Source organism: Streptomyces sp. NPDC004065, from assembly GCF_044903565.1.
Taxonomy (GTDB): Bacteria; Actinomycetota; Actinomycetes; order Streptomycetales; family Streptomycetaceae; genus Streptomyces.
This window is the reverse complement of the sequence record NZ_JBJDQT010000023.1, coordinates 40,093-65,887: the sequence shown is the minus strand read 5'-3', so window position 1 is coordinate 65,887 and position 25,795 is coordinate 40,093. Positions and strand designations below refer to the sequence as shown.

At 74.4% G+C, this 25,795-nt stretch carries 22 protein-coding genes and 1 pseudogene; 11 read left to right on the top strand and 12 right to left on the bottom strand.

All coding sequences use genetic code 11. From position 1 onward, the window contains the following. Positions 1–27: 27 nt before the first annotated feature. On the bottom strand, positions 28–1,446 hold the full coding sequence (locus ACI2LW_RS23200) for a xylan 1,4-beta-xylosidase (protein ID WP_404733120.1): 1,419 nt from the start codon (positions 1,444–1,446) through the stop codon (positions 28–30). Positions 1,447–1,579: 133 nt separating this feature from the next. Here ACI2LW_RS23200 and ACI2LW_RS23195 point away from each other — a divergent pair, with 133 nt between their 5' ends. Together ACI2LW_RS23195 and ACI2LW_RS23190 are read left to right on the top strand one after the other, a co-directional pair. Beyond that, positions 1,580–2,674 carry a DUF5925 domain-containing protein gene (locus tag ACI2LW_RS23195; protein ID WP_404733119.1) on the top strand — a complete coding sequence of 365 codons (1,095 nt, stop codon included), beginning with the start codon at positions 1,580–1,582 and terminating at the stop codon, positions 2,672–2,674. Between the two features lie 63 nt (positions 2,675–2,737). Then, a complete protein-coding gene (locus tag ACI2LW_RS23190) occupies positions 2,738–3,535 on the top strand; it encodes a DUF72 domain-containing protein (RefSeq protein WP_404733118.1) in 798 nt (265 codons plus the stop codon). An 83-nt stretch (positions 3,536–3,618) separates the two neighbouring features. Here ACI2LW_RS23190 and ACI2LW_RS23185 read toward each other — a convergent pair whose 3' ends face one another. After that, positions 3,619–3,987, bottom strand: a complete 369-nt coding sequence (locus ACI2LW_RS23185; RefSeq protein ID WP_404733117.1) for a GntR family transcriptional regulator — start codon at positions 3,985–3,987, stop codon at positions 3,619–3,621. Between the two features lie 79 nt (positions 3,988–4,066). Between ACI2LW_RS23185 and ACI2LW_RS23180 the strand changes: the two genes are divergently transcribed. Together ACI2LW_RS23180 and ACI2LW_RS23175 are read left to right on the top strand one after the other, a co-directional pair. Then, positions 4,067–4,993 (top strand): GNAT family N-acetyltransferase, encoded by a 927-nt coding sequence (locus tag ACI2LW_RS23180; protein WP_404733116.1) that lies wholly within the window; start codon positions 4,067–4,069, stop codon positions 4,991–4,993. After that, the gene (locus ACI2LW_RS23175; protein WP_404733115.1) at positions 4,974–5,486 is read left to right on the top strand and encodes a DUF402 domain-containing protein; all 513 of its coding nucleotides are present in this window, start codon (positions 4,974–4,976) and stop codon (positions 5,484–5,486) included. The genes ACI2LW_RS23180 and ACI2LW_RS23175 overlap by 20 nt, the downstream gene beginning before the upstream one ends. 61 nt (positions 5,487–5,547) lie before the next feature. Here the strand turns inward: ACI2LW_RS23175 and ACI2LW_RS23170 are convergent, their stop codons facing one another. Next, positions 5,548–6,174 (bottom strand): class I SAM-dependent methyltransferase, encoded by a 627-nt coding sequence (locus ACI2LW_RS23170; RefSeq protein WP_404733114.1) that lies wholly within the window; start codon positions 6,172–6,174, stop codon positions 5,548–5,550. 138 nt (positions 6,175–6,312) lie between these two features. On the opposite strand from ACI2LW_RS23170, the gene ACI2LW_RS23165 reads away from it, so the two are divergent. Together ACI2LW_RS23165 and ACI2LW_RS23160 are read left to right on the top strand one after the other, a co-directional pair. Beyond that, positions 6,313–6,447 (top strand): hypothetical protein, encoded by a 135-nt coding sequence (locus ACI2LW_RS23165; protein ID WP_404733113.1) that lies wholly within the window; start codon positions 6,313–6,315, stop codon positions 6,445–6,447. A gap of 341 nt (positions 6,448–6,788) precedes the next feature. Next, a complete protein-coding gene (locus tag ACI2LW_RS23160; RefSeq protein ID WP_404733112.1) occupies positions 6,789–7,865 on the top strand; it encodes a lytic polysaccharide monooxygenase in 1,077 nt (358 codons plus the stop codon). Between the two features lie 69 nt (positions 7,866–7,934). Here the strand turns inward: ACI2LW_RS23160 and ACI2LW_RS23155 are convergent, their stop codons facing one another. Together ACI2LW_RS23155 and ACI2LW_RS23150 are read right to left on the bottom strand one after the other, a co-directional pair. Then, positions 7,935–8,840, bottom strand: a complete 906-nt coding sequence (locus ACI2LW_RS23155; RefSeq protein ID WP_404733111.1) for an esterase/lipase family protein — start codon at positions 8,838–8,840, stop codon at positions 7,935–7,937. Positions 8,841–9,014: 174 nt separating this feature from the next. Next, positions 9,015–9,461, bottom strand: a complete 447-nt coding sequence (locus ACI2LW_RS23150; RefSeq protein ID WP_404733110.1) for a MarR family winged helix-turn-helix transcriptional regulator — start codon at positions 9,459–9,461, stop codon at positions 9,015–9,017. 100 nt (positions 9,462–9,561) lie between these two features. On the opposite strand from ACI2LW_RS23150, the gene ACI2LW_RS23145 reads away from it, so the two are divergent. Then, positions 9,562–9,936: a cupin domain-containing protein gene (locus tag ACI2LW_RS23145; protein WP_404733109.1), complete on the top strand. Its 375-nt coding sequence runs from the start codon at positions 9,562–9,564 to the stop codon at positions 9,934–9,936. A gap of 110 nt (positions 9,937–10,046) precedes the next feature. On the opposite strand, the gene ACI2LW_RS23140 is transcribed toward ACI2LW_RS23145, so the two are convergent. Beyond that, the gene (locus ACI2LW_RS23140) at positions 10,047–13,742 is read right to left on the bottom strand and encodes a DNA polymerase III subunit alpha (RefSeq protein WP_404733108.1); all 3,696 of its coding nucleotides are present in this window, start codon (positions 13,740–13,742) and stop codon (positions 10,047–10,049) included. Positions 13,743–13,897: 155 nt separating this feature from the next. Here ACI2LW_RS23140 and ACI2LW_RS23135 point away from each other — a divergent pair. Beyond that, positions 13,898–14,959: pseudogene (locus ACI2LW_RS23135) on the top strand (DUF3533 domain-containing protein); the annotation flags it as partial. A gap of 479 nt (positions 14,960–15,438) precedes the next feature. Here the strand turns inward: ACI2LW_RS23135 and ACI2LW_RS23130 are convergent. The 3 genes from ACI2LW_RS23130 to ACI2LW_RS23120 all read right to left on the bottom strand — a co-directional run bounded on the left by ACI2LW_RS23130 (position 15,439) and on the right by ACI2LW_RS23120 (position 18,494). Beyond that, the gene (locus tag ACI2LW_RS23130; protein WP_404733107.1) at positions 15,439–16,344 is read right to left on the bottom strand and encodes a S1 family peptidase; all 906 of its coding nucleotides are present in this window, start codon (positions 16,342–16,344) and stop codon (positions 15,439–15,441) included. A 234-nt stretch (positions 16,345–16,578) separates the two neighbouring features. Next, positions 16,579–16,923 carry a hypothetical protein gene (locus ACI2LW_RS23125; protein WP_404733106.1) on the bottom strand — a complete coding sequence of 115 codons (345 nt, stop codon included), beginning with the start codon at positions 16,921–16,923 and terminating at the stop codon, positions 16,579–16,581. 362 nt (positions 16,924–17,285) lie between these two features. Continuing rightward, the gene (locus ACI2LW_RS23120; RefSeq protein WP_404733105.1) at positions 17,286–18,494 is read right to left on the bottom strand and encodes a DUF5685 family protein; all 1,209 of its coding nucleotides are present in this window, start codon (positions 18,492–18,494) and stop codon (positions 17,286–17,288) included. 290 nt (positions 18,495–18,784) lie between these two features. On the opposite strand from ACI2LW_RS23120, the gene ACI2LW_RS23115 reads away from it, so the two are divergent. After that, on the top strand, positions 18,785–19,222 hold the full coding sequence (locus ACI2LW_RS23115; protein WP_404733104.1) for a cell division protein SepF: 438 nt from the start codon (positions 18,785–18,787) through the stop codon (positions 19,220–19,222). Between the two features lie 36 nt (positions 19,223–19,258). Here the strand turns inward: ACI2LW_RS23115 and ACI2LW_RS23110 are convergent, their stop codons facing one another. Next, the gene (locus ACI2LW_RS23110; protein ID WP_404733103.1) at positions 19,259–20,443 is read right to left on the bottom strand and encodes an acyl-CoA dehydrogenase family protein; all 1,185 of its coding nucleotides are present in this window, start codon (positions 20,441–20,443) and stop codon (positions 19,259–19,261) included. A gap of 134 nt (positions 20,444–20,577) precedes the next feature. After that, on the bottom strand, positions 20,578–22,191 hold the full coding sequence (locus tag ACI2LW_RS23105) for an MFS transporter (protein WP_404733102.1): 1,614 nt from the start codon (positions 22,189–22,191) through the stop codon (positions 20,578–20,580). Between the two features lie 271 nt (positions 22,192–22,462). On the opposite strand from ACI2LW_RS23105, the gene ACI2LW_RS23100 reads away from it, so the two are divergent. Both ACI2LW_RS23100 and ACI2LW_RS23095 read left to right on the top strand, forming a co-directional pair. Then, positions 22,463–23,713: a hypothetical protein gene (locus ACI2LW_RS23100; RefSeq protein ID WP_404733180.1), complete on the top strand. Its 1,251-nt coding sequence runs from the start codon at positions 22,463–22,465 to the stop codon at positions 23,711–23,713. 263 nt (positions 23,714–23,976) lie between these two features. Further along, positions 23,977–25,026 carry a phosphatase PAP2 family protein gene (locus ACI2LW_RS23095; protein ID WP_404733101.1) on the top strand — a complete coding sequence of 350 codons (1,050 nt, stop codon included), beginning with the start codon at positions 23,977–23,979 and terminating at the stop codon, positions 25,024–25,026. Positions 25,027–25,170: 144 nt separating this feature from the next. Here the strand turns inward: ACI2LW_RS23095 and ACI2LW_RS23090 are convergent, their stop codons facing one another. After that, positions 25,171–25,386 carry an I78 family peptidase inhibitor gene (locus ACI2LW_RS23090; protein ID WP_404733100.1) on the bottom strand — a complete coding sequence of 72 codons (216 nt, stop codon included), beginning with the start codon at positions 25,384–25,386 and terminating at the stop codon, positions 25,171–25,173. Positions 25,387–25,795 lie beyond the last annotated feature (409 nt).

Here is a 25,795-nt window from a genome sequence, read left to right as displayed (position 1 = left end):
CGGTGCGGTGGCCCCGGCGGGCGGGGGTCACCGCTCGAGCCACTTCACCTCGTACGCCCCCATGTCGAACCGTCTGCCGTCGACCTGGGCGCTGATCGTCCGGTTCAGGGTGTTGACCACCAGCACGGTCCTCGCGGTGGCCAGGACGCGGACGTTGGGCACGTCGTCCGGGGCGACGGACACGCTCTCGTACCGCGCGCCGGGCGGGAAGGCCCGGCCGAAGCGGGAGACCAGGCCGTACATGGGCAGCGCCCGGCCGCCGTCGGCGCCGGCGGTCGGCGTCCACAGACAGCCGGGGCAGGCGCCGTTCTCCTCCTCGGGGTTCCAGTAGAAGCCGGAGGAGGCGCCGCCCTTGACCATGGCGATCATCCCGGCGGCCTGGACGGCGACGCGGTGCGGCTCGCTCCAGCCCCTGCGGTCGTCGTTGCCGTCGGCGGGTTCCACGTAGTACTCGGCCCACCACAGGGGCAGGCCGCGCGTCTGCCGCCGCACCCACTGCCCGACGGCCGTCAGCTTGTCGGTGGCGGCGAACTCGTCCGGCAGCAGGTCGTCGTCCTTGGTGTAGCTGGAGCCGTCGACGACGACGAAGTCCGCCCCGGCCTTGTGCGTGTTCCAGTAGGCGAAGGCGTCCAGGACACGCTGGTCCATGGCTCCCCAGGGGCCGCGCAGGAGGGTGGAGGCGTTGTCCTTCTGGCGTGGGTCGACGCTGTCCATGACGAGGTAGGGACCACCCACCATGATCTTGGGGTCGACCTGCTTGAGCGCCTTGTACACCAGGTTGTACAGCTCGGTGTAGCCCTCGTGGTCCCAGCGTCCCCGGGCGTTGTTCCAGAAGCCCTTGAACTCGTTCCACACGAGGAAGTGGCGCACGTCCGGGTAGCGCCTGGCGACGGTGGCGGCGAGCGCGGCGTAGTCCTTGTAGTGGGCGCGGGTGGGGGCGGTCTCCAAGGCCTCCTGGCTCCAGTCGGTGTTGTCCGCGCCGGCCCGGCCGCCCTTCATCCAGTCCGGGGCGCAGCACAGCGTGATCACGGGGACGCCGCCGGTGGAGCGGACGAAGTCGATCCGGCGGTCCAGCGCGTCGAAGTCGTAACGCCCCTTGACCGGTTCGGGGTTGTCGGCGCCCCAGCCCATGAGGGCCTGGTTCTGCGGCAGCCCGCCGCCGCGGGAGAGCAGCCGTCCGGCGCGGCCGGTCGCCGCGCCGCTGCCCTCGTCGGCGCTGAACTGGGTGTGTGTGAAGCCCCAGCCGACGTACGGCTCGTCGGCGCCGCGCGGGGCCGCCGGCGTGCCGTGCACCTTGGCGCCGTCCCGCGTGGTGCCGTCGGTGCTCGCCCCACCGGGCAGCGCGTTGACCAGGGCCACCACCAGGGCGACGGCCGCCACGCCCACACCGACCAGCGCGGTGAGCCGCCACCGCCCCGCCCCCGGATTCCACCCATGACGTCCCATCAAGGACAACACTAAGGGGGGAATCCACCCCTCCGACAGGGTTTGCGCACGCTCGGCGGACACCGTCGCCGACACGTGACGCGCGACCGGGAAACAGGGTGCGCGCGGGGTCCGGGTGCCGGATCATGGCGGCATGTCTGCGAACCCACACGACGCTCTGCCGATCCGGCTCAACGTCGACGACTCCGACTCGCCGTCCGACGTCGTCGACGCGCTGTTCCTCGGCCGCTTCGCGACGGGCGAGCAGCCGTACTCGCACGCGGTGAACATCGACCGCGTCCGCTCCGGCGCCACCCTGCTGCCCGACGGCGCGCGGGTGCTGCGCGTGGCCCGCGACGACGACCGCAGCGCGACCCTGGCCGAGGGGGACGGCTGGACGCTGCTGGTCTCCCGCTGGAACCGGGGCGCCGACGTGACGGTCACCGCGACCACCGCCGAGCTGGCCGCGAAGGTGCTGGACGAGGCGACGGACGGCGCGGCGGACGAGCCGGAGCCGCAGCCGGAGAACGTGACGATGGGCTTCTGGTACGTCTCGCCCCGGCGCGGCCCGCACCGCACCACCCGGCAGATCTCCGCGGGCACCTGGGACGAGGTCCGGGCCAACTACACCGCCCCGGTGGCGGACGCCATGGACCGCCTGATGAAGACCACCCCCGAGGACATCGCGGGCCGGCTGCTCCTGCTGCACGGCCCGCCGGGCACGGGCAAGACCTCGGCGCTGCGCACCCTGGCCCGCTCCTGGCGGGACTGGTGCCAGGTGGACTGCGTGCTGGACCCGGAGCGGCTGTTCAGCGACGTCGGCTATCTGATGGACATCGCGATCGGCGAGGAGGACGCGGCGGGCAAGGGCCGCTGGCGGCTGCTGCTCCTGGAGGACTGCGACGAGCTGATCCGCGGGGAGGCCAAGCACACGGCGGGCCAGGCGCTGTCCCGGCTGCTCAACCTGACCGACGGCCTGCTCGGCCAGGGCCGCAACGTGCTGGTGGGCGTGACCACCAACGAGGACCTGGAGCGGCTGCATCCGGCCGTGGTCCGCCCGGGCCGCTGCCTCGCCCGGATCGAGGTGGGCCGGCTGACCCGGCGCGAGGCGGTGAACTGGCTGGGCACGGAGGAGGGCGTGGGCCGTGACGGGGCGACCCTGGCCGAGCTGTACGCGCTGCGCCGGGGCACCTCCCCGACGGCGCTGCCGGAGCCGCGCGAGGGGGCCGACGCGGGCCTGTACCTGTGAGCGCGGCAGCGCGGGCGACCGGGGCGGGCCGCCCGGTCCGGCGGCCGGTGCTTTGATGGGCGTATGACCCTGTTCGTCGGGACGTCGGGCTGGCAGTACAAGGACTGGCGGGGGGTGCTGTACCCGGAGAAGTGCCCCACGCGGCTGTGGCTGGAGGAGTACGCGGCCGCCTTCGCCACCGTGGAGCTCAACAACGCCTTCTACCGGCTGCCGTCCCGGGAGACCTTCGAGGCCTGGCGGGAGCGGGTGCCGGCGGACTTCACGATCGCGGTCAAGGCGAGCCGCTTCCTCACCCACATCAAGCGGCTGAAGGACCCCGAGGAGCCGGTGCACCGCCTGATGACGCACGCGTCCGGCCTCGGCGGCCGGCTCGGCCCGGTGCTGCTCCAGCTCCCGCCGACGCTGCGCGCCGATCCGGGGCTGCTGGACGCCTGCCTGGCCTGCTTCCCGCCCGGCACCCGGGTCGCGGTGGAGCCGCGGCACACCTCCTGGTGGACGCCGCAGGTCCGCGACGTCCTGCGGACGCGGGGCGCGGCCCTGTGCTGGGCGGACGCCTACGCCCGCCCGGTCACACCGCTGTGGCGCACGGCCGGCTGGGGGTACGTCCGCTTCCACGTGGGCCGCGCCCGGGCCTGGCCGCACTACGGCCGGCGCTCGCTGGAGACCTGGGCCGACCGCGTCGCGGCCACCTGGCCGGACGACCGGGACGTGTACGCCTACTTCAACAACGACCCGACGGGAGCGGCCGTCCAGGACGCGGCGGTGTTCGGACGGGTGGCACGACGAGCGGGCCTGACGGTGACCCGGACACCGGCAACCACACCGGCAACCACCGCCCGCACGGCACCGGCCGGCTTCTAGTGTCGTGGCCCCCGCGGCCGGGAAGGTCTGCCGGCGTCGGGGGCCGGTGTGTCCTTCCGGTCGCGGCGGTGCCCGCCGCGGCCCTAGTCGCCGTAGACGGCCCGCAGGGCGTCGTGGACGGCGGCCAGCGCCGCGTCCCGCTCGAGGCCGAGCCTGTGCGCCCGCTCGGCGTAGGCCCGGGCGGCGTTCGCCGCCTCCTGCTGCGCGGCGGAGCCGGCCGCGGCCACGAACGTGCCGTTGCGGCCGCGCGTCTCGATCACCCCGTCCGCCTCCAGGGCGCGGTAGGCCTTGGCCACCGTGTTCGCCGCCAGCCCCAGCGACTCCGCCAGCCCGCGCACCGTCGGCAGCCGGTGTCCCACCGGGAGTGCGCCGGACCGCGCCTGCTCGGAGATCTGCGCACGCACCTGCTCGTACGGCGGCGCCCCGTCCTGAATGTGGATCCTCAAGGTCACGGAGCCGATTGTCCCGTGCGCGGCGCCCCGGAGAAAATGGGAGGCACGCCGGCGGTTCCGGCCCGTAGCGTGCGCCTCCATGACCGCGATCGTCCGTGACCTGCGCCCCGACGCGCCATCCGACCTCGAGGGCTTCGCCCGCGTCCGGCAGCGGGCGCTGCCGTTCATCCTGTTCACGCCCGAGTCCCTCGCCTACGACCTCACCCATATGCACCCCGGCGCCCGCTACCGGCCCCTGGTCGCCGTGGTGGACGGCGAGGTGGCCGGCACGGCCCAGGTGCACCTGGTGCACGACAGCCCGGAGCCCGGTCAGGGCAACGTCAATGTGTATGTGCATCCGGAGTACACCGGCCGCGGTCTGGGCACCGCGCTGGTGCGCGCCGCCGAGGAGCACCTGGCCGCGCACGGGGCGCGGAAGCTGCTCGCCTGGGTGCTGGACGAGCCGGGCAACCGCGCCTTCGCCGAGCGGCACGGCTACCGCGCGAGCCGCTCGGCGCACTTCCTGCGCCTGGACCTCACGGGCACGCTGCCGCCGCGGGCGGACCCGCCGCCGGGCGTGGAGCTGCGCCGGGGCTCGGACTTCGCCGGCGACCCGCGGCCGCTGTTCGATCTGGACGCGGAGGTGTCGGCGGACGAACCGAGCGATGTGGACTGGGAGTTCACGGACTACGAGGCGTGGCTGGAGGAGACCTGGCGGCACCCGCTGTTCAGCCCGGAGCTCACCTCGGTCGCCGTGGTCGACGGGCGTCCCGCCGCCTTCACCGCGGTCCGCACGGACGGCGGCACCCGGTACGGGACGGTGATGACGGGCACCGCCCGGGCCTTCCGCGGGCGGGGCCTGGCCAAGCTCGCCAAGAACGACTCCCTGCACCGGGCGCGGGCGGCGGGGTGCACGGAGGCGTTCACGGGCAACGACACCGGCAACGGGCCGATGATCGCGATCAACAAGTGGTTCGGCTACGAGGTCTGCGCGACGGAGGTGCGGTATGTCCGCGAACTCGGCTGAGACGGGACGCGGGGCAGGGCGGCTGGACGTCGTCCTCGTCAAGGGCGGCCGGACGAAGATCCGTTACGCGGCCCGGCTGCTGGCCGACGACGGCACCCGCATCGCGGTGCGGGCGCCCTGGGCGGGCGAGGGCGTGCGCGACTTCGGCTTCGTGCGGTTCGAGCCGGGGGACGTCTTCACCGAGTACTACTGGCGCGACCGCTGGTACTCGGTGAAGGAGGTGCGCGACACGGCGGGCCGGCTGAAGGGGTGGTACTGCGACGTCACGCGCCCCGCGACGCGCTCCGGCGCGGAGCTGGTCGTGGAGGACCTGGACCTGGACCTGTGGCGCTCGGCCGACGGAGCCGACGTGCGCCGTCTGGACGAGGACGAGTTCGCCGCGAGCGGGCTGGCCGGACGCGACCCCGCGGCGGCGGCCGCGGCCCTGGCCGCCCTCGACACCCTGGAGACCCTGGCCCGGACCGCCGACGGCTTCGCGCCCCTGCTGGCCTGAGGGGGTGCGCGCAGGCCCCCACCTGCACCAACGGGCACCGTTCCGGCCCGCCGGGCCCTGCTCAGAGCCGGGCCACCACCGCGTAGCGCTCGTCGGTCACGGGGCCGCCCCACAGCCGGGTGTCCTCGGAGAGCCGCTCCACGTGCGTGTGCGGCAGGAGCGGGGCGAGAAGAGTGAGCAGGTGCTCCGTGGGTATGCCGACGGGCGTGACCTTGCCCCAGACACCCTCCACCAGGACCAGCCGGCCGCCGGGCCGCAGCAGCTCGCGCCAGCGCCGCAGGACGCGGGCGGGGTCGGGCAGCGCCCACAGCACGTGGCGCGCCAGGACGACGTCGAAGCACTGCTCGCCCACCGGCGGGTCGGCCGCGTCACCGGTCAGGAAGACCGCGTCCCGGCCCGCGAGCTTGGCGCGGGCCCGCTCCACCATGGCCGGGGAGAGGTCCACGCCGGTCACCCGGTGCCCCCGCTCGGCCGCGAGCAGCGACAGGCTGCCCGTGCCGCAGCCGGCGTCCAGGAGGTCGCCGGGCCGCCCGGGCAGCCAGCCGTCCAGCCGCTCGGCCCAGGCGGCGCGCACCCCCGGGTCGCGCAGCCCGTGATCCGGCTCTTCGTCGAAGACGGCTGCCTGTGCGTCCCAGTCGAGGGGGGCCGAAGCCGCCTCGCCGCCGTCGGTCGTCGCGCGTTCACTCATGCGCCCCAGGGTGACACCCGCCACTGACAGCCGATTCGTGACAGCCACCACAGACAGAGCTGTACCGATGAGGAACTCTCGCCCGAAAGGTCTGCCGCCGTGAGGACACGGAACCAGGTAGGCGTGAAGGAGGCAGCCATGCGCCGTGTGACAGTGCACAAGCCCCTGAGGAAGACGGACGCGCGCCGGGTCCGTGACGAAGCCGAGGAGCGCCCCGCGGGGCGGCCGGAGGTGCGCAAGGACATCGCGCGCACCTGGTGGCCGGACGCGTGAACACCGGCACGCGCATGGTGGGACGCCTCAGACGCGCGGCCCGCGGCGCGGCACGCCGCGCCGCGGGCGTCGGGCAACGCGGCGGGCGTCGGGCAACGCGGCGGGCAGCGGGCAGCGCGGCGGGCAGCGGCTGAACCGCACCCGTCCGATCCCAGCCTGAGCGCAGTCTGAGCGCTCCCTTAACGCGACCATAAGGATCTCCCCACGGCGCCCTTCCCGGGCGTTTTCCCGGCCGGCCGGGGCTAGTTTCTGATCAGCCCCACGGGATCGCGGCCCGCGGCATCCGTCCGCGGCGCGCACCCCGTGCTCCCCGTCCGAGGACCGCTTCGAGGAGTTCCCCCATGCCCGCACGCCGCAAGGCCGCCGTCTTCGCCGCCGTCGGCCTGGCCCCGCTCGCCCTGACCTCGCTCGCCGCCGCGCCCGCGTCCGCGCACGGCACGCTGGGCGACCCGGTCAGCCGGGTCTCGCAGTGCTACGCGGAGGGTCCCGAGAACCCCAGGTCGGCCGCGTGCCGGGCGGCCGTCGCGGCCGGCGGCACCCAGGCGCTGTACGACTGGAACGGCATCCGGATCGGCGAGGCGAACGGCCGGCACCGGGAACTCATCCCCGACGGCAGGCTGTGCAGCGCGGGCAACGAGGAGTTCAAGGGGCTCGACCTGGCCCGCGCGGACTGGCCCGCGACCGCGGTGAGCAGCGGCGCGCGCACCTTCAGGTACCGGGTGACCGCCCCGCACAAGGGCACCTTCAAGGTCTACATCACCAAGCCGGGGTACGACCCGGCGAAGCCGCTCGCCTGGGCCGACCTCGATCTCGAGCACCCGGTCGCGACGGCCGCCGACCCGGTCGCCTCGGGCGGTTTCTACACGTTCTCCGGCCGGCTCCCCGAGCGCTCCGGCAAGCACCTGCTGTACGCCGTCTGGCAGCGCTCGGACAGCCCGGAGGCGTTCTACTCCTGCTCGGACGTGTCCTTCGGGGGCGGCAACGGCGGCGCGGCGGGCGGGTCCCCGCCCGCGCCGCGCGCCTCGGCGCCGACCGAGCGGCAGATCGAGGACGGCGCCGGCAGGTCGACGGTCGAGCACCACGGCCACGGCGACGCCGACCCCCGCACCACGACGGACCCGACGACGCGGCCGAGGGCGAAGCGGGGGACGGACGCGGGTACGGACGGCGGGAGCGGCCACGGGACGGGCGCGAAGCCGGGCTCCGGCGGGTCCGCCGGAGCGGGCGCCCCCGCGTCCCCCGCACCGGCCTCGGGCCGGCCCGAGGCCGCGGGGGGTTCCCGGAACCTGGCCGAGACCGGCGGCGACGGCGGCACCCCGTACGTCGCGGTCGGCGGCGCCGCCGCCCTGGCGCTCGGCTCCGCGGTCCTGTTCGCCTCGGTCCGCCGGCGCGCGGCGGGCGGGCGGAACGGCCGCTGAGGGGGCCGCGCATGACGCGGGGCCTGTCCGGCGGCTCAGGCCGGACAGGCCCCGGAGCACTCGGCCCGGTCAGCTGAAGACGGACGCGCAGGTGGTGTTCCTGGCGTGCGCCGGGTCGAGGGCGTTGGTCACCTCGTGGAAGGCGATGCGGTCGATCAGCCCGATCGCCACGTGCTCGGACAGGTCGAGCGGACACAGGTCCTGCAGCAGGACGTTGCGGACGTCGGGACCGGTCAGGTACTGAGTGCGCCACGGCGTGGCGACCTCGTCGTACTTGGTGGCGATGACCGTGTAGTGGACTCCGGGCACGGTGTCGCCGCCCTGGTTGAGCTTGGTGAGGAAGTCGGACCCGACGATCTGGTCGGCGAGGCCGGGGGTGGCGGCGGAGATGAGGTCCTCGGCGCCGGGGAAGTACGGCAGCAGGTTGGTCAGTCCGCCGAGGTCGGTGCCGTGGTTGTCGGGCGCGATGCCGACGAGGGCGTTCACCTTGGCGGCTCCGCCGAGGAACTTCAGGTAGTAGCGGGGCATCATGCCGCCCTGCGAGTGGCCGACGAGGTCGGCCTTGGCGGCTCCGGTGGCGGCGAGCACCTTGTCGACGAAGGCGGACAGCTGCGCGGCCGACTGGTCGATGGGGCCGAGGCCGTAGAAGACCGGGACGCCGCGCAGTTGTCCGTAGTCCAGGGAGAAGACGCAGTACCCGCGGTTCTTCAGGTACGGCGCGAGGCCGAGCCAGTTGTCGACGGAGTTGCCGAGGGTGCCGTGGACGAGGACGACGGGGCGGGGGTGGGCGGCGGAGGGCTTGCAGTCGTAGTCGTTCCAGCCGCTGCTGGGCGCGCCGGCGGCGGTCGTTGCGGCGGTGGCGGTCGTGGCGGCGGCGGTCGTGGCGGCGCCGGCGGTGGCGGCGGGGACGGTGGCGACCGCGGCGGCCAGCAGCAGGGCGGCCAGTGGTCTGAGGGCGCGCTTGAAGGGCAGCATCGTGTGATCTCCTTGCGGCTCAAGGGAGGTGCGACGGCACTGCGCCCTGTGATCCGGATCACGAGGATGCGTTCACTCGCCAAGTTACGGACGAGTAGTGGAAGTGTGAAGTTACGCGTCAGTAAAAACTTCCAGTGGTAACCCGGGATTTGTGATAGTGCCCCTGACGAACCGTCACCAGGCGGGCCGGATGGGGCCATACGGCGCGATCCGCGCCAACTGCTGCCACAACTCAACGAGTTGACCCTCGCCGATGACATCGGCCCAGGCCCGCACGGCCTCCGCGGCCGCCTGCTCGGCCGCCCTCGTGCACTGCCGGCCCCGCTCGGTCAGCACGACCAGCCGGGCCCGCGCGTCCTCGGGGTGCGGCCGCCGCTCGGCGTACCCCTTGCGCACGATCTCGTCGACGAGCTGGCTCGCCGCCTGCTTGGTGACGCCCAGATGGGCGGCGAGCTCGGTGACGGTGGCGCCACCCGGGGCCAGCCGCGCGAAGGCGAAGCCGTGGGCGGGCCGCAGCCCCTCGAATCCCCGGGCGAGCACCCCCTCGTGGATGCGCTGGGTGAGCTCACCGGCGACGGCGAGCAGGGTGGCGGACAGGGCCATGGCCTCGGAGTTCTGCACGCAGGCATTGAAACACCCTTGACGAAATGGTCAAGCAGCTTGACCATAAGGGACGAGCAGAACAGTCAAGCAGCTTGACCATCGCCCTTCGAGGAGAACCATGCCCGTCGTCCACCCGTCCGATGCCGTGACCCACGAACTGCACGGCGCCCGCTTCGTCTCGTACGCCTCCCCGCGCACGGGAGCGCGGGAACTGGCCGCGTGGCGCGGCGAGATCCCCGGGGGCACCCGGGCCCCCGCGCACCGCGTCGACCGCGAGGAGATACTCCACCTGCTCGAGGGCGAGCTGCTGATCACCCTCGACGGCGGCACCGAGCGCGTCACCGCGGGCGACACGGTGATCGTCCACCGCGGCGCCACCCTCGCCGTCGAGAACCCCACGGACCGCACCGCCGTCACCTGGGTGACCACGTCCACCGGCCTTCGGGCGCGCCTGGCCGACGGCACCGTCCTCACCCCGCCGTGGGCCAACTGACCCGCCGGCAGGGGAGGTCACGCGGCCGGCGGGGACGGGGGCGTACGCGCGGCCGGCGGGGACAGGGGCGTACGCGCGGCCGGCGGGGACGGGGGCGTACGCGCGGAGCGTCAGCCCGCGCTCCCCGGGCTCTGGTGCCACAGCTTCCGTCCGCTCGCGGACCCCTCGCCCGCGGGCCGCAGATCCGCCCAGGGGTGCATCTCGTAGCCGGTGGACATGCGGATGCTGCGGCCGCGGGCGGCCTCCATCGGGTCCCGCGCCGCGGAGCCGGCCGGCGCCGGCAGGCCGTCCGACCCGGCGAGCCGGGCCCGCCGCGCGGCCTCGCCCTCACCGTCCGGCGCTCCGTCCGGCGCTCCGTCCGGCTCCCCGGGGGGCCCGCCGGGGCGGGCCAGCCGGGCCGCGACCTCCTCCAGGCCGCCCTCGGCGCGCAGTTCGGCCAGTTCGGCGAGGTTCCAGACGGCGGAGCCGACCACGCTGAAGCTGCGCGGGCCGCGCCGCTGCACCACTCCGCGCACCAGCAGCAGCCAGGAGTGGAAGACGGTGTGCGCGCAGGCGTCGTGGGAGTCGTCGAAGAAGGCGAGGTCGACCAGGCCGGTGCCGTCGTCCAGGGTGGAGAAGATGACCCGTCTGCCGGAGCGGATCGGCGGGGTCTGGGTGGCCGCCTTGGCGCCCGCGACGAGCACCGTCTCGCCGTGCCGCACCTCACGCAGCCGGCGCGCGGAGACCACGCCCAGCTCGTCGAGGAACGCCCGGTGGTCGTCCATCAGATTGCGCGAGGCGTCCATGGACAGCACCCCCAGTTCGGCGCTGAGCCGCTCAGCCTCGGACAGGTCGGGCAGCCCGGCGGCGGCCGTCCTCCTTCCGCCGGCCAGCGGCAGCTGCCCCCCGCCGCCCCGGCCGCCCCGGCTCCCCCGGTGCAGCTCGGTCAGGTGCAGTTGCAGATCGCGGCGGTTGGCGCCGAACGCGTCCAGCGCGCCCACCTGGGCCAGGCGCGCGGCGACGGGACGGCTCGGCCGCGCCCGCTCCCAGAAGTCCAGCAGCGAGGCGTAGGGCTGCCCGTCCGCGATCCGCGCCGCCTCGGCCTCGTTGATGCCGTGCACGTCACAAAGGGCCAGCCGCAGTCCCCAGGTGCCGGGCGGAACGGACTCCGCGTCACCTTCCCCTGACTCCGAATCAGACACCAGTTCGATACGATGGGTGACCCCCGACCGGTTCACGTCCAGCGGCAGGATCGGCACCCCGCGCCGCCGCGCGTCCGCCAGCAGCAGCCGCTTGGGGTACATCCCCGGGTCGTGCGTGAGCAGCCCCGCGTAGAAGGCGGCCGGGTGATGGGCCTTCAGCCACGCCGACTGGTACGTCGGCACCGCGAAGGCCACCGCGTGCGCCTTGCAGAAGCCGTACGAACCGAACGCCTCGACGATCTCCCAGGTCCGCTGAATCGTTTCCGCGTCGTACCCCCTCGCCGCCGCGTGCTGGGCGAACCACACCTTGATCCGCCCCTGCGACTCCGGGTCGGACAGCCCGCGCCGCACCCGGTCGGCCTCGTCGCGCCCGCAGCCGGTCATGATGTGCACGATGTGGATGATCTGCTCGTGGAAGACGACGACCCCGTACGTCTCCTTCAGCGGCTCCTCCAGGTCCGGGTGCGGATAGCGCACCGGCGCCCGCCCGTGCCGGGCCTCGATGAACGGCCGCACCATGTCGGCGGCCACCGGCCCGGGCCGGAACAGGGAGATGTCGACCACCAGGTCGTGGAAGGTCCCCGGCTGCAGCCGCCCCACCAGGTCCCGCTGTCCCGGCGACTCGATCTGGAAGCAGCCGAGCGTCTCGGTGGAGCGGATGAGCCCGTACGTCGCCGGGTCGCCGTCGGGCACCGCGTCCAGGTCGATCCGCTCCCCCGTCGCCCGCTCCACCTCCGCGACCGCGTGCGCCATCGCCGACTGCATCCGCACGCCCAGCACGTCCAGCTTGAGCAGCCCGAGGTCCTCCACGTCGTCCTTGTCGAACTGGGACATGGGCAGGCCCTCGCCGCTGGTGGGCACGACCGGCGTACGGGAGAGCAGGGAGGCGTCGGACAGCAGCACCCCGCACGGGTGCATGGCGACCCCGCGCGGAAGGGCGTCGAGCGCCTCGACCAGTTCCCAGAGCCTGCCGTACCGCTCCTTCCGTCCCGCCAGCGCCCTCAGCTCGGGCAGTTCCTCGAGGGCCGCGCGGGCGTCGCGGGCGCGGATGTGCGGGAAGGACTTGGCGACCCGGTCGATCTCGGCGGGGTCCATGGACAGGGCGGCGCCCACGTCGCGGATCGCGTGCCGCACCCGGTACGTCTCCGGCATGGCGACCGTGGCGACCCGCTCGGCGCCGAACCGGTCGATAATCGCGCGGTAGACCTCCAGCCGGCGCGCGGACTCCACGTCGATGTCGATGTCGGGCAGGACCATGCGCCGCTTGGACAGGAAGCGCTCCATCAGCAGCCCGTGCGCGACCGGGTCGGCGTGGGCGATGCCGAGGAGGTGGTTGACGAGGGAGCCGGCGCCCGAGCCGCGGGCCGCCACCCGGATGCCCATGTCCCGTACGTCGTCCACCACCTGGGCCACGGTGAGGAAGTAGGAGGCGAAGCCGTGGTGGGCGATGATGTCCAGCTCCTGGTGCATCCGCTCCCAGTAGTCGCGCCGGCCGGCGTAGCCGCGCAGCACCATGCCCGCCGCCGCCCGGGAGGCGAGCGTGCGCTGGGCGGTGCGGCGGCCGGCGCCCACCAGGTGCGGCTCGGGGAAGTGGACGGTGCCCATGCCGAGGTCGTCCTCGGGGTCCACCAGGCACTCGGCGGCCGTGGCCTGCGTCTGCTCCAGCAGGCGGTGGGCCGCCTCGGGCCGGAAGCCCGCGGCCCGGACGATCCGCTCGGCCGCGTGCAGCATGGCGCCCGGGTCCTTCAGCCAGGCCTCGCCGGAGTCCAGCTCCCCGCCCGCGCCGACGGGCACCAGCCGGCGGGCGGCGTCCAGGACGTCGGCGACCGGGCCCTGGCCGGGGTCGGCGTAGCGGACGGCGTTGCTGAGCACGGGCCGGATCCCCTGTTCGGCGGCGAAACCGACGGTGCGGGCGGCCAGCCGCAGGGAGCCGGGGCCGGTGCCCTCGCGGCCGTGCCAGACGGCCTCCAGGCGCAGGGCGTCGCCGTAGACCTCGCGCCAGGGGACGAGCAGCCGCGCGGCCCGGTCCGGGCGGCCCGCGGCCAGCGCCCGGCCCACGTCGGAGCCGGGGCCGAGCAGCACGGTCAGACCGTCGGCGTGGTTGTCGGCCCAGGCGAGCAGCGGGGTGCCCGGGGACGGGGGTCCCCCCTGCCCGAGCGGGGACGAGAGCCCCGAGTGCGCGGCGCTGATCAGGCGGCACAGATCGGCCCAGCCCCGGGCGCCGTCACGGGCGAGGAAGGTGACGCGCGGGGCCGACTCGTCGACGAAGGCGCCACCGCGCACCGGCGTCCGGCGACGCTCCGCCCGCGCGGAGGCGTCGTTCCGTGCGGAGGCGTCGTACGGTCCGGACAAGCCGTACGGTCCGGGCAGGCCGTGCCGCCCGGGCGGGCCGTGCCGTACGGGTTCGGGTCCGGCCACGGCCAGTTCCGTGCCGAACAGGGGGCGCACACCCGCCGCCGCACAGGCCTTGGCGAAGCGGACCGCGCCGGCGACGGTGTCGCGGTCGGTGAGCGCGAGGGCGTCCATGCCCCGCTCCGCGGCACGCTCGGCCAGCCGCTCCGGGTGGGAGGCGCCGTACCGCGGGGAGAACCCGGAAACGGTGTGCAGATGCGTGAAACCCGGCACCCGCACCTCCCGTACTCGTGAGCCCGCACCAGACTCTCGAACATCAGTTCCCTACCCCCTCCTCCCCACCATACCCCCATCCCCGAACACGTGTACGACATCCGTTCGGGCGTGTCCCACCTGCGCAAACATCCGGCGCCACGCAGCGTGAGGGCATGACGCACCCCCACGCCCGCCGTCGTCGCCCCAGTCCGTTCCGCGAGGAGGTGAGGGACGCCGTCACGCCGCGTGCCACGCTGCTCGTCCTCGGGGTGATCGCACTCCAGCTGCTGTTCGTGGCCTCCTACGTGGGCGCCCTGCACAAGCCCCGGCCCCGGGACGTGCCCTTCGGCGTGGCCGCCCCCGAGGCGGTGGCCGCGCGGACGGTGGCCCGGCTGGAGGGGCTGCCCGGCTCGCCCCTGGCCCCGCGGAGGGTGACCGATGAGGCGGCGGCCCGCGCCAGGATCCTGCGCCGCGAGCTCGACGGCGCCCTGGTCGTCGGGCCGGCCGGTACCACCGACACACTCCTGGTGGCCTCCGGCGGCGGCGCCGCCCTCGCCACCACCCTGGAGAGGCTCCTCACCACCGTGGACCGGGGCGAGGGGCGGTCGGTACGGACCGTGGACGTGGCCCCGGCCTCCGCCGGCGACCTCAACGCGCTGTCGTCCTTCTACCTGGTCGTGGGCTGGAGCATCGGCGGGTACCTGTGCGCCTCGATCCTCGCGATCAGCGCCGGCGCCCGGCCCGCCAACCCGCGCCGCGCGGCGATCCGGCTGGGCGCCATGGCACTGGTCGCACTCCTCGGCGGGCTGGGCGGCGCGCTGATCGTGGGCCCGGCCCTGGACGCGCTGCCGGGCCATGTCCTGGCCCTGTGGGGACTGGGCGCGCTGGTCACCTTCGCCGTCGGCGCGGCCACGCTCGCCCTCCAGGGCATCTTCGGCATCGGCGGCGTCGGCCTGATGATCCTGCTGGTGGTGATCGCGGGCAATCCGAGCGCGGGCGGGGCGTTGCCGTGGCCGATGCTGCCGCCGTTCTGGCGCGCGATCGGTCCCGCGCTGCCGCCGGGCGCGGGCACCTGGGCGGCTCGCTCGATCGCGTACTTCCGCGGCAGGGCCCTGACGGACGCGCTGCTGGTGCTCGGCGCGTGGGCGTTCGCCGGTGTCGTCCTGGCCCTGCTCGCGGCGGGTCTGCGCGGAAGGCGGGCGGCCGCGGGCGCCGCCCCGGCGAGCCGGGCCGGCGGGAACGGCACCGCTGCGGGCGGGTCCGGAAAGTCCGGCGTCTCCGAGTCCGGCGTCTCCGAGTCCGGCGCCTTCGAGTCCGGGGTCGCGGAGGCCGGTGCCGGCGGGGCCGGCGCCGGAAGCGGCACCTCCGACGGCACCGACGCCGGCACTACGGGCAGTGCGGGCAGCGCAGGCAGTACGGAAGGTACGGGCAACACGGCCACCACGGGCGGCGCGGGCACCCCGGGCAGTACGGGCACGGGCGCCCCCGGTTCCGGGCGCGGCGGTACGACGGCGCGCTCCGGGGCGCCGCGGAACGACACCTTCACCGAACCGCCCGGCCGGGCGGACACCCCGCCGGAGTGATCGCGGCCGCCGGGACCGCCCGCGGGCAAGGGCGAGCCCCCGTACGCCGGTTGCGTACGGGGGCTCGCCTGCCGCCGGTGCGGGCAGTGGGCGCCGGGCCGCCGCGGTCGGCCCGGCGGGCGGGGAGGACGTCAGTAGACGTGGACCCCGTAGGCGCTCAGTGCCTCGGTGACCGGCTGGAAGAACGTCGTGCCGCCGGAGGAGCAGTTGCCGCTGCCGCCGGAGGTCAGGCCGTAGGCGACACCGCTGTTGGAGTAGAGCGGGCCGCCGGAGTCGCCGGGCTCGGCGCAGACCGTGGTCTGGATCAGGCCGTAGACGACGTCGCCGCCACCGTAGTTGACCGTCGCGTTGAGCGCGGTGACCCGGCCGCTGTGGATGCCCGTGGTGGAGCCGCGGCGGTAGACGGTGGTGCCGACGGACGGCGTGGCCGCGCTCTTGATGTCCACGCTGCCCACGGCGCCCGACTTGGTGACCGAGCCGTTGGTGTAGCGCACGATGCCGTAGTCGTTGCCCGGGAAGGACGAGCCGGCGGTGGTGCCCAGCGTGGTGGAGTGCGACGAGTTCGACCACCAGGTGCCCGCGCCGTCGGTGCAGTGACCGGCGGTCAGGAAGTAGTAGTTGCCGCTGGAGTCCTGGACGTTGAAGCCGAGCGAGCAGCGCCAGCTACTCGCATAGATGGCGTCGCCGCCGGAGATCAGCTTGTTGAATTTGCCCGGCGTGCGCTTGATGGTCAGGGCACCGGAGTTGGATCCCGCCTGCTGCTTGATCCTGGCGATCTCGGCCTGGGAGACCGTGCTGTCGACGGTGACGACGACACGGTTCGTCCTGCTGTCGACAGCCCAGGCGGTACCGGGGATGTCGGCCTTGAGCACCGAGTCGCTCGCCTTGGTGAGCTGGGCGGCGCTGAAGGTGCCGGTGTCGGACGCGTTCGCGCTGGGGACCGCGAACGCGGCGGCGGCCACGAGCCCGGAGGCGATGGCGATCAGCCGGGTCCGTCTCGTGATACCGCTGCGTGGGGTGGTGCGCTTGATCCTCACTTTTCGTTCCTCCACAAAGGAAGTCGGGGGGCCCGCGTGGGGTCGGGGCCCGTGAGGCGCAGCCAGGAGCACCTGTCCGGATTCCGGACAAGCCGTGCCCCTGACAAGCGCTGTGGGGGAGTATTCGGCCGAACGGCCGGTCGGCGCAAGGGTGCCTTTAGGCCGTGCGACTCTGTGCGTTCCAAGTGGGCTGTGTGCGGTCTCGACCGGTATGCGCGCCCGGTTGACGCACCGTCAGTGGCCGGGGGCGCCTCGGAGCACGGTCCGCTCCCCCGCCGGTATCGCGGGACCGCGTTCGCGCCCGCCCGCGTCCGGCACGCGCACGGTACGGCTCGCGGCGTACCGGGTGAAGCGCCCCGGCACCGGCCGGCCCAGGGCGTGGGCCCGGGCCGCCGTGGCGGCGGTGAGCACGACCGCGTCGCCGTCCGCCCTCCCGGTCCCGGGGTTGTCCGGAATTCGACCATCCGGATGGCTCTCGGGCCAGTGCGGGCAGGCCGGTGCGAGCGGCCCGTGGGGCGCCGGCACCGCGTCGGTGCGGTCCTCGTGCCCCTGCTGCCGGCGGGCGGGTGCGTCCGTCATGCGTTCAACCCTTCCATGTGCGGCGGGGCGGCCAAACCGGGGTGCGGGCGCACAGCGGCGCCCCGGTGCCGCGCGGAACGCGCCGCCGTCCCGGAGCGGTGGCGCCGTACGGTCCATGAAGTCGTCGGGTCCGCCCGGCGCCGGGAGAAGGTGCGGGAGCACGGCGGGGGGAGAGCCGCCGGTGGCCTTCCGCCGTATGCGGGGCGGGAGTTGAGCGGCGACCGCCTCCCACGAATCCCCCGCCCGGACGACGACCGGTTGGCCCTGGAACGGCCCCGGCACCCCTGCCCCACCCCTGACCGACAGGCCGACGGGCCGAGCGGCCGACAGGCCAGGGCAGCCCCAGGTGCGCCCGCGCCCCGCTAGCAGTCGCAGCCGCAGTCGCAGCAGTCGCAACTGCAGCAGTTGTCGCCGCAGCACCCGCACATGTCCCCGCAGTCGCTGCAGTCGCAGCAGTCGCAGTTGCTGCACACGCCCTCGCGCCGCCGCCTCGACCACGGGCCCTCGAACTCGTCGGCGCAGCACACCTGGCAGGTGCAGCACACGGCGAGGGCCGCGGCGCACCCGGCCCAGAAGCCGCGCGGGCCCGGGGCGGGAGGCTGCGGGGTGTGCGGGTCCTGCGGCAGGTACGGCGTGCGCGGGGGGCCGAAGGCGCCCTCGGGCGCGCCCTCCGGTGCGTCCTGGGAGGGGTGCCCGTGCCCGCAGGACGCGGTGCCGAACGCCCGGTCGACGGAGCGGCCGAGTTCGTGTGCGAGCAGCAGATGGGCGAGCCGGCCGTCCTCGAACTCGACCTCCTTCAGGGCGAGCCGGATGCCGTGCACCGCGTCGTCGGCGAGCCGGCGGGCCTCGGTGAGCGGGGTGCCGGTGGCGGTGAGCGGGTTCCACGCGCCCGAGGCGGCGTCGGCCTCGCGGTCCTCCACGGCGTCCAGCAGATGCGCGAGCCGCCCGAACAGGCGCCCGGCCTCGGCGAGCGGCGCGGCGTTGCCGGGGCGGCCCGCGAGCACCGCGGTGTGCGCGAAGGCCGCGGCGGTCGCGGTCTCGGTCGGCTCGGTCACGGCGAGGATCGGTGTGCCGGGCCCGGCGAGCGCCTCGATGCCGGTCTGCCGGTCCACCGCGTCGACGAGCACCGCGGTGTCGAACCCGACGTAGGCCCCGGTGCGGGCGCCCGCGCGGCCCCAGCCGTCGGCGACCCGGCGGGCGGCGAGCGCCACCGGCCGGCGGGCCAGCAGCCCGTCGCCGTCGGCGACGTGGTCGCGCACCTTGGCCGAGGCGAGCACCAGGGAGACGGCCGCCGCGAGCCGGGCGCCCTCGCCCCGGGCGACGGACGCCGTGCGCATGCCGCGCAGCGGACAGGGGCCGGCCGTGCGCCGACGGCCCCTGGACTCCCCCGCGCCCTGCGACTGGGCCTCGGTCAGCACGGATATGAGAAGTCCGTCATAATTCGTCGCTATGCGTGCGAACTGTCCGTGATCGCTGCGCAGGGCCAGGCACAGTCCGCACAGATGGGCCATCCACTGGGTGGCGAGGTTCTTCCCGAGCCGGTGGCGGCAGGGTCTGACGATTCCGAACATGGCGATCCCCCGTGACGCGTACGACGTTGAGCCGCCGCATCGTATCGACCACTTCGTTCACCCGTACGCACCGACGGTCACCCAAGTGCCGGGGACAATCATATTTCACTCACAGTCAGCAGCCGTGTAGCGCACGAGCCTTGGGGCATACGGGCTCTCGACGGATTCGCTGTGCACCAGTACCGTCACAAACCCCCCGTGCGGCGTCTATTCACTTGGCGCGCCGTCCGCATCATGGATGACCATAGGGATGCGGAAAGCAGGAGAGACCGCTGTGAGAGGAGGCGTCCATGGGATCGGTACGCAAGGCGAGTGCGTGGCTCGGCCTCGTCGACGACAACGAAGACGAGCGCTACTACGACGACGACTACTCCGAGGGCACCGAGTCCGGGGACGCCTGGGTCACCGACCCCCGGGTGAAGGTGGCCACGGACACGGCCGAGGAGAAGGGCCGCCGGATCGGCACGGTGACGCCGGACAGCTTCCGGGACGCCCGCGCCATCGGCGAGCTGTTCCGGGAGGGCGTGCCCGTCATCGTGAACCTGACGGCGATGGAGTCGGCCGACGCCAAGCGCGTCGTGGACTTCGCGGCCGGGCTCGTCTTCGGCCTGCGCGGCTCCATCGACCGGGTCTCCACCCGGGTGTTCCTGCTGTCCCCCGCCGACACGGAGATCGTGAGCGGCGACCCGGCCGCGCACCGGTCGGACGGGTTCTTCAACCAGAGCTGAGGCAGGGCCGTACGCCGGCCCTGCCCCGCCCGGGGCTCACCGGAAGGCGTCGAGCCCGGTGAGCGCCTTGCCCAGCACGAGCTGGTGCATCTCGACGGTGCCCTCGTAGGTGAGCACCGACTCGAGGTTGGTGGCGTGCCGCATCACGGGGTACTCCAGCGAGATCCCGTTGGCGCCGAGGATCGTCCGCGCCGTGCGGCAGATCTCGATCGCCTCCCGCACGTTGTTGAGCTTGCCGAAGCTGACCTGCTCGGGACGCAGGCGGCCGGCGTCCATGCGCCGCCCCAGGTGGTGGGCGAGCAGCAGCCCCTTGTGCAGTTCGACCGCCATGTCGGCGAGCTTGGCCTGGGTGAGCTGGAAACCGCCGATGGGCCTGCCGAACTGCTCGCGCGTCCTGGCGTAGTCGACCGCGGCCTCGAAGCAGGAGCGGGCCGCGCCCATGGCGCCCCAGACGATGCCGTAGCGGGCGTGGGAGAGACAGCTGAGCGGTCCGCGCAGCCCGGTGACCTCCGGCAGTACGGCGTCGGCGGGCAGCCGTACGTCGTCGAGGACGAGCTCGCTGGTGACCGAGGCCCGCAGGGACCACTTGTGCTTGATCTCCGGCGCGGAGAAGCCGGGCGTGCCGGCCGGCACGGCGAACCCGCGGATGCCCTCGTCGGTCTGCGCCCAGACGACGGCGACCCCGGCCACGGATCCGTTGGTGATCCACATCTTGCGGCCGTTGAGGACCCAGTCGCCGCCGTCCTTCTTGGCGTACGTCCGCATGGCGGCGGGGTCGGAGCCGTGGTCGGGCTCGGTGAGCCCGAAGCAGCCGATCACCTCCCCCGCGGCCATCCGGGGCAGCCACCGCTGCTTCTGCTCCTCGCTGCCGAAGCGGTGGATGGCGTACATGGCGAGGGAGCCCTGTACGGAGACCAGGGAGCGGATGCCGGAGTCGGCGGCCTCCAGCTCCAGGCAGGCGAGGCCGTACTGCACGGCCGTCGCGCCGGCGCAGCCGTATCCGCTGAGGGACATCCCGAGCGCGCCGAGGGAGCCGAGCTCCCGGGCCAGTTCCCGGATGCCGGGCAGCTCGCCGCTCTCGTACCACTCGGCGACGTGCGGCAGGACGCGGTCGGCGGCCCAGCGGCGCACGGTGTCGCGGACGGCCAGGTCCTCCGGCTCCAGCAGATCGTCGAGCCCGAGGGGATCGGTGGGGTCGAACGGGGGCAACGACGACGGCATGGGCACCTCCGGCTCAACAAAACTAGCACCGCTAGTTACGCGACTCGGCCCCGACGTTACGACGTGCCGGGCCCGGCGTCCAGCACCCGTGGCCGCCGCCCGCGCCCCCGGGACGCACGCCGCGCGGGCGCTCCTCAGGCGGACACCCGGTCCCGCTCGACCTCCCGCTGGGCGGGCAGTCCGACCGCCTCGTCGTCCGCCGCCTCCTCGCACTGCATCACCCGCGGCAGCCGCAGCGCCATCACCGCGCCGAGCAGCAGCAGTCCCGCGCTCACCAGCAGGGTCACATGCAGACCGTGCACGAAGGAGTCCCGGGCGGCCCGCCGCAGGGCGCCCCCGGCCGCGCCGCCGAGCCGGCCGGCCACCTCGTAGGCCTCCCCCAGCGAGTGCGAGGCCGCCCCCGACGCCGGCGCCGGCACACCGGGCACGTCCGCGAGCCCGGGCGCGTACGCCGCGTTCATCACCGTCCCCAGCAGGGCGATGCCGATGCCCGCACCGAGCTGGTAGGACGTCTCGCCGATGGCCGCGGCCCCGCCCGCCTGAGCCGGCGGCGCCTCGTTCAGCATCGACTCGTACGCCCCGAACAGCGTGGTCTCCAGCCCGAAGCCGAGCAGCACGAAGCCGGCCAGCAGCAGCCAGGCGTCGTCCTGCGCGCCCATCGCGGTCAGCAGCACCACCGCCGCCGCGGTCGCGCAGAACCCGGCGCACACCATCCGCCGGGGCCCGAACCGGCGCAGCATCCGCGCGCCCAGCAGCCCGGCCGCCATCGCGGCGAACGTCAGCGGCAGCAGCCGCAGCCCCGTCTGCAGCGGGGACAGTCCGAGCACGAGCTGCAGATACTGGGCCGCGATCAGCTCCAGACCGACCAGCGCCAGCATCGCCAGCACGATGCAGCCCACCGAGGTGCTGAAGGCCGGCCGGGCGAACATCCCGAGGTCCACCAGCGGATGCCGGCGCCGCCGCTGCCGGCGGACGAACGTCACCAGCAGCGCCGCGCCCACCACCAGCGGGCCGAGGGTCAGCGCGCTCACCGCCGGCTCCCCGCCGCCGAGCCGCTTGACGCCCAGCACCACGCCGAACAGGCCGGCCGCCGCCATCAGCGCCCCGGCCACGTCCCACGGGCCGTCCCGGTCGCCGGTCGACTCCGGCAGCAGCAGCCGGCCCACCGGCAGGCTGACCAGCATCAGCGGGATGTTGACGAGGAAGACCGACCCCCACCAGAAGTGCTCCAGCAGAAAGCCGCCGAGCAGGGGCCCCACCGCCGCGCCCACCGCGGCGACCGCGCTCCACACCCCGATGGCCAGCGCCCGCTCGCGCCGGTCGGGGAAGACGGCCCGCAGGATCGACAGCGTGGCCGGCATGATCATGGCGCCGCCGACGCCGAGCAGCGCCCGCGCGAGGATCAGGGTCCGCGGGTCGTGCGCGAACGCGGCCACGGCGGAGGAGACCCCGAACAGGCCGTAGCCGAGCAGCAGGATCCGTCTGCGGCCGACCCGGTCGCCCAGCGTGCCGAAGAGGATCAGCAGCGAGGCGCAGACGAGGGGATAGGTGTCGACGATCCAGAGCAGTTCGATGGCGCCCGGCCGGAGGTCCTCGGTGACGGCGGGGACCGCCACGTGCAGGACGGTCGCGTCCACCGCGACCAGCAGCAGGCTGACGCAGAGCACGACCAGGACGACCCAGCGATCGGCACCGGCCCCGGCCGCCCGACGGCGCGGCCGGGCGGCGGCCGCGGTCGTCCCGGACATGTACGTACCTCCCAGATGAACCCTCGCGTCCGGCGGGCGCGGGGTGGGGAACCCCGCTGCTCGGCCGGGGAGGAGCGGAGGTCCCCGGCCCGCGCGGCGACTGCGAGTGACACGTCAGCGTACGCGCATTCGGCCCGGTGGCACGTGGCCCACCTCTCAGACCCCGCGCGAACCGGTGTGGCGTACGCCACTGCCCCGCCCGTCATCACGCACCCGCCGGTACGGACGGTTCCGGTCGGTGCGGATAATCGGGCCGGTGACCGATCTCGCGATGCCTATGACGGCGGCCCGGCCCGGGGCCCTGCGCCGGGCCGCCCCGGCGCTCCTCGGGTACGCGGCCGTGCGCGCGCTGGGCCTGCTGGTCCTGGCCGCCTGGAGTGCCGCGCGGGGCAAGAGCGCGTACACCTTGCTGACCGCCCGCTGGGACGCCCTGTGGTACGAGCGGGTGGCCGGGCCCGGGTACGGCTACGAGGTGCGCCTGCCGAACGGCGACGTGCACTCCAGCCTGGCCTTCTTTCCGCTGCTGCCCTGGCTGGAGCGGCTGGGCGCCGCGGTGACGCCGCTGTCGTACGCCGACGCCGGCTTCGTCGTCGCCCTGCTCGCCTCGCTCGCCGCCGCCTGGGGGATCTTCGCGGTCGCCGACCATGTGCACGGCCGCCGGGCCGGGGTGTGCGCGGTGCTGGTGTGGGCGGTGCTGCCGGTCGGGATCGTGCAGTCGATGGCGTACAGCGAGTCGCTGTTCACCGCGCTCGCCGCCTGGTCGCTGTACGCCGTGCTGACCGGCCGCTGGGTGAGCGCGGGGGTCCTGGCGCTGGCGGCGGGGCTGACCCGGCCGGTCGGGCTCGCCGTGGCCGCGGCGGTGTGGACGGGGGCGATCACCTCGTTCGTGCGGTCCCGTGGCACCGGTGACGGCGGGGGCGCGTGGCGGGCGGCGCGCGCCCCTGGCGCCACGGGGCGCGACGCGTGCGCTCCGGCCGTCACCGGGCGCGACGAGGGCGCCCCGGCCGGCCCGTCCCGCGCCGCGCTCTCCCGCACCGTTGCCGGCATGCTGCTCGCGCCGCTCGGCGCGGCCGGGTACGTCCTGTGGGTCGGGCACCGCACCGGCGGGGGCCCGCTGGGCTACCTCGACGTGCAGGCCGGCTGGCACAACGGCTTCGACGGCGGCTACGCCTTCGCCCGCTTCGCCGCCGGGAAGCTGACCTCCTTCCCCTCGGCCCTGGCCGGGCTCGCGCTGATCGCCGGGGTCGGCCTGGTGATCCGGCTGTACGTCACCGGTGTGCGCCAGGGCCAGCCGCTGCCGCTGCTGGTGTACTCGGGCGTGATCACCGCGCTCGCCCTGTGTGCGTCGGGCTACTTCGGCTCCAAGCCGCGGCTGCTGCTGCCCGCCTTCCCACTGCTGCTGCCGCTCGCCCTGGGCCTCGCCCGGCTGCGCCCGCCGCGGCAGGCCCAGGTGCTGGGCGCCGTCGCGGTGGCCTCGGCCCTCTACGGGGCGTTCTGGCTGAACGGCTCCGGCCCCCCGTGAGCGGACCGGCCCGGTGACGGGCCGGTCGTGACGGACCGTCCGACGATCACACGGGTAATTACATCCGAGCATCCGGTCAACGCATTCATAAGCGCCGCATAAGCAAGTACCGGAATGATCAAAGGAAATGCGGCGCGGAGACCGGACGGGATTACGGATTCCGGGGAATTAAAGGGCCGTTGAGAGCAATCCCACATCACATCGTCATCACAAACCCCGCGATTCGTCCGGGAACAGTCCTCACTCGCTGTAACGTCGATTAGGTGCGTACCGAAGGAACCCTCACCACCCGCCTGGACCGGGTGTTCGCCAGGCTGGACCGTGAGCCTCAGCGGCCGGCGCACATCGACGTGCCGAGAATGAGCCGCCACCGGGTGGTTCTCTTCTCGGCGACCCTGGCCTTCTACCTGTCCATCGTCTGGGCCGTGGTGACCACCTCCTGGCTGGTCCGGCTCGACTGGCAGGTCATGTTCTTCCGGCCGTACCAGCAGTGGCCCGAGATCCACGCGTTCCTCGACTACTACGTGGTGCTGGGCCAGCGCGGCCCGACCGCCGTGATGGTCGCGTCCTGGCTGGGCTGGCGCTCCTGGCGGCAGCACACGCTGCGCCCGCTGCTCACGCTCGCCGCGTCACTGCTGCTGCTGAACATCACGGTGGGCGCCGCCAAGCTCGGCATGGGGCGCCTCGGACCGCACTACGCGACCGTCATCGGCTCCAACGAGATGGGCATGGGCGGCGATATATTTCCCAGCGGGCACACGGCCAACGCCGTGGTGACCTGGGGGATCCTGGCCTATCTGGCCTCCACCCCGAGAGCCCGCCGCTGGCTGTCGGCGCTGTCCGCGGTCACCTCGCTCGGCGTCGGCCTCACCACCGTCTACCTGGGTACGCACTGGCTCAGCGACGTGCTGCTCGGCTGGGCCGCGGGGCTGCTGATCCTGCTCGCGCTGCCCTGGTGCGAGCCGCTGATCGCCCGGTCCGAGACCGCGGTCCTCGATCTGCGCGACCGCCTGCGCTCCCGCCGCGGCCGCCGTACGCCGGTGCCCGTGCCGGTCGTGCCCGTCGGCGCGCCCGTGGCCCTGGGACCGCGCGTGCCCGCCAGGGACGAGGCTCCGGTGGCCCGCGAGACGGTCGGCGCCGGCCGTGCCTCCCGGACGCCGGTCCACCTGGCGTCCGGTCCGCACGCCGTCCGCTCGGAGCGCACGCCGGTCACCCCGGCCGGCAGCCGCCGGCCCCCGCACCCCGACCGCGCCCACCCCGACCGCCTTCCGCGCGGCACGGCCTCGGCGCCCCGCCCCCTCGCCGGCGGCTGAAGCGGGCAGGCGGGTGCCCGCGCCGTCCGTGCGCCGGGCACCCGCCTCCGCCGTGCCGGGCCCACCGCCCGCCGGGCGGCCGGGTCAGCCGTCCAGGCGGTCGCCCCAGCCCTTCCAGTCAGCCCTTCCAGTCAGCTCTTCCAGTCAGCCCTTCCAGGCGCGCGCCACGCGGCCGTCGGCGACCTCGAAGTTCAGCCGCCCGTACCGGTACTCCATGGTGATGATCGCGCCGGGCGGCAGCGACCGGACCGTGGTCCAGCCGCGCTCGCGCGCGAGCCGTTCGGCGTGCTCGGGCTCGAGGCCCACATAGCCGTCCGGACTGTCCTCTGGCTCCGCGGGCGGAGGGGGGATCGATGCCATACGGCCACGCTAGGCCCTGGCGGGGAACCGCGGAAGAACACCCGGCCCCCGGGCCACTTCTCTCCCCGCTGTCACGCTTCTGTCACAGGACGCCGACGCGCGACCGGATGAACCGCGCCCCCGCAGGCGGGCGTTCGTGTTCCTCTCCCGCGGCCATTCGCGGGCAATTCCCGCCCCCGGTGACGGCACCCGGAAAAGGCCCGCGGAAAGCACCCGCGCGAGCCGTACGGGGGCCGCGGGGAAGGCCGCCGCATTCCGGTCCCGCGATTGATCCGCGCATGATCAGCGCACCCTCCGCCGCACAGGAAATTCACCGGCCCGGCACAAAACCCCCTCCCGGGCCGGACGGCGGGCGGCGCCGCACGCGGCCGTACGACCCCGCCCGGGGTGCCCGCGCGCAGCCGCAGGA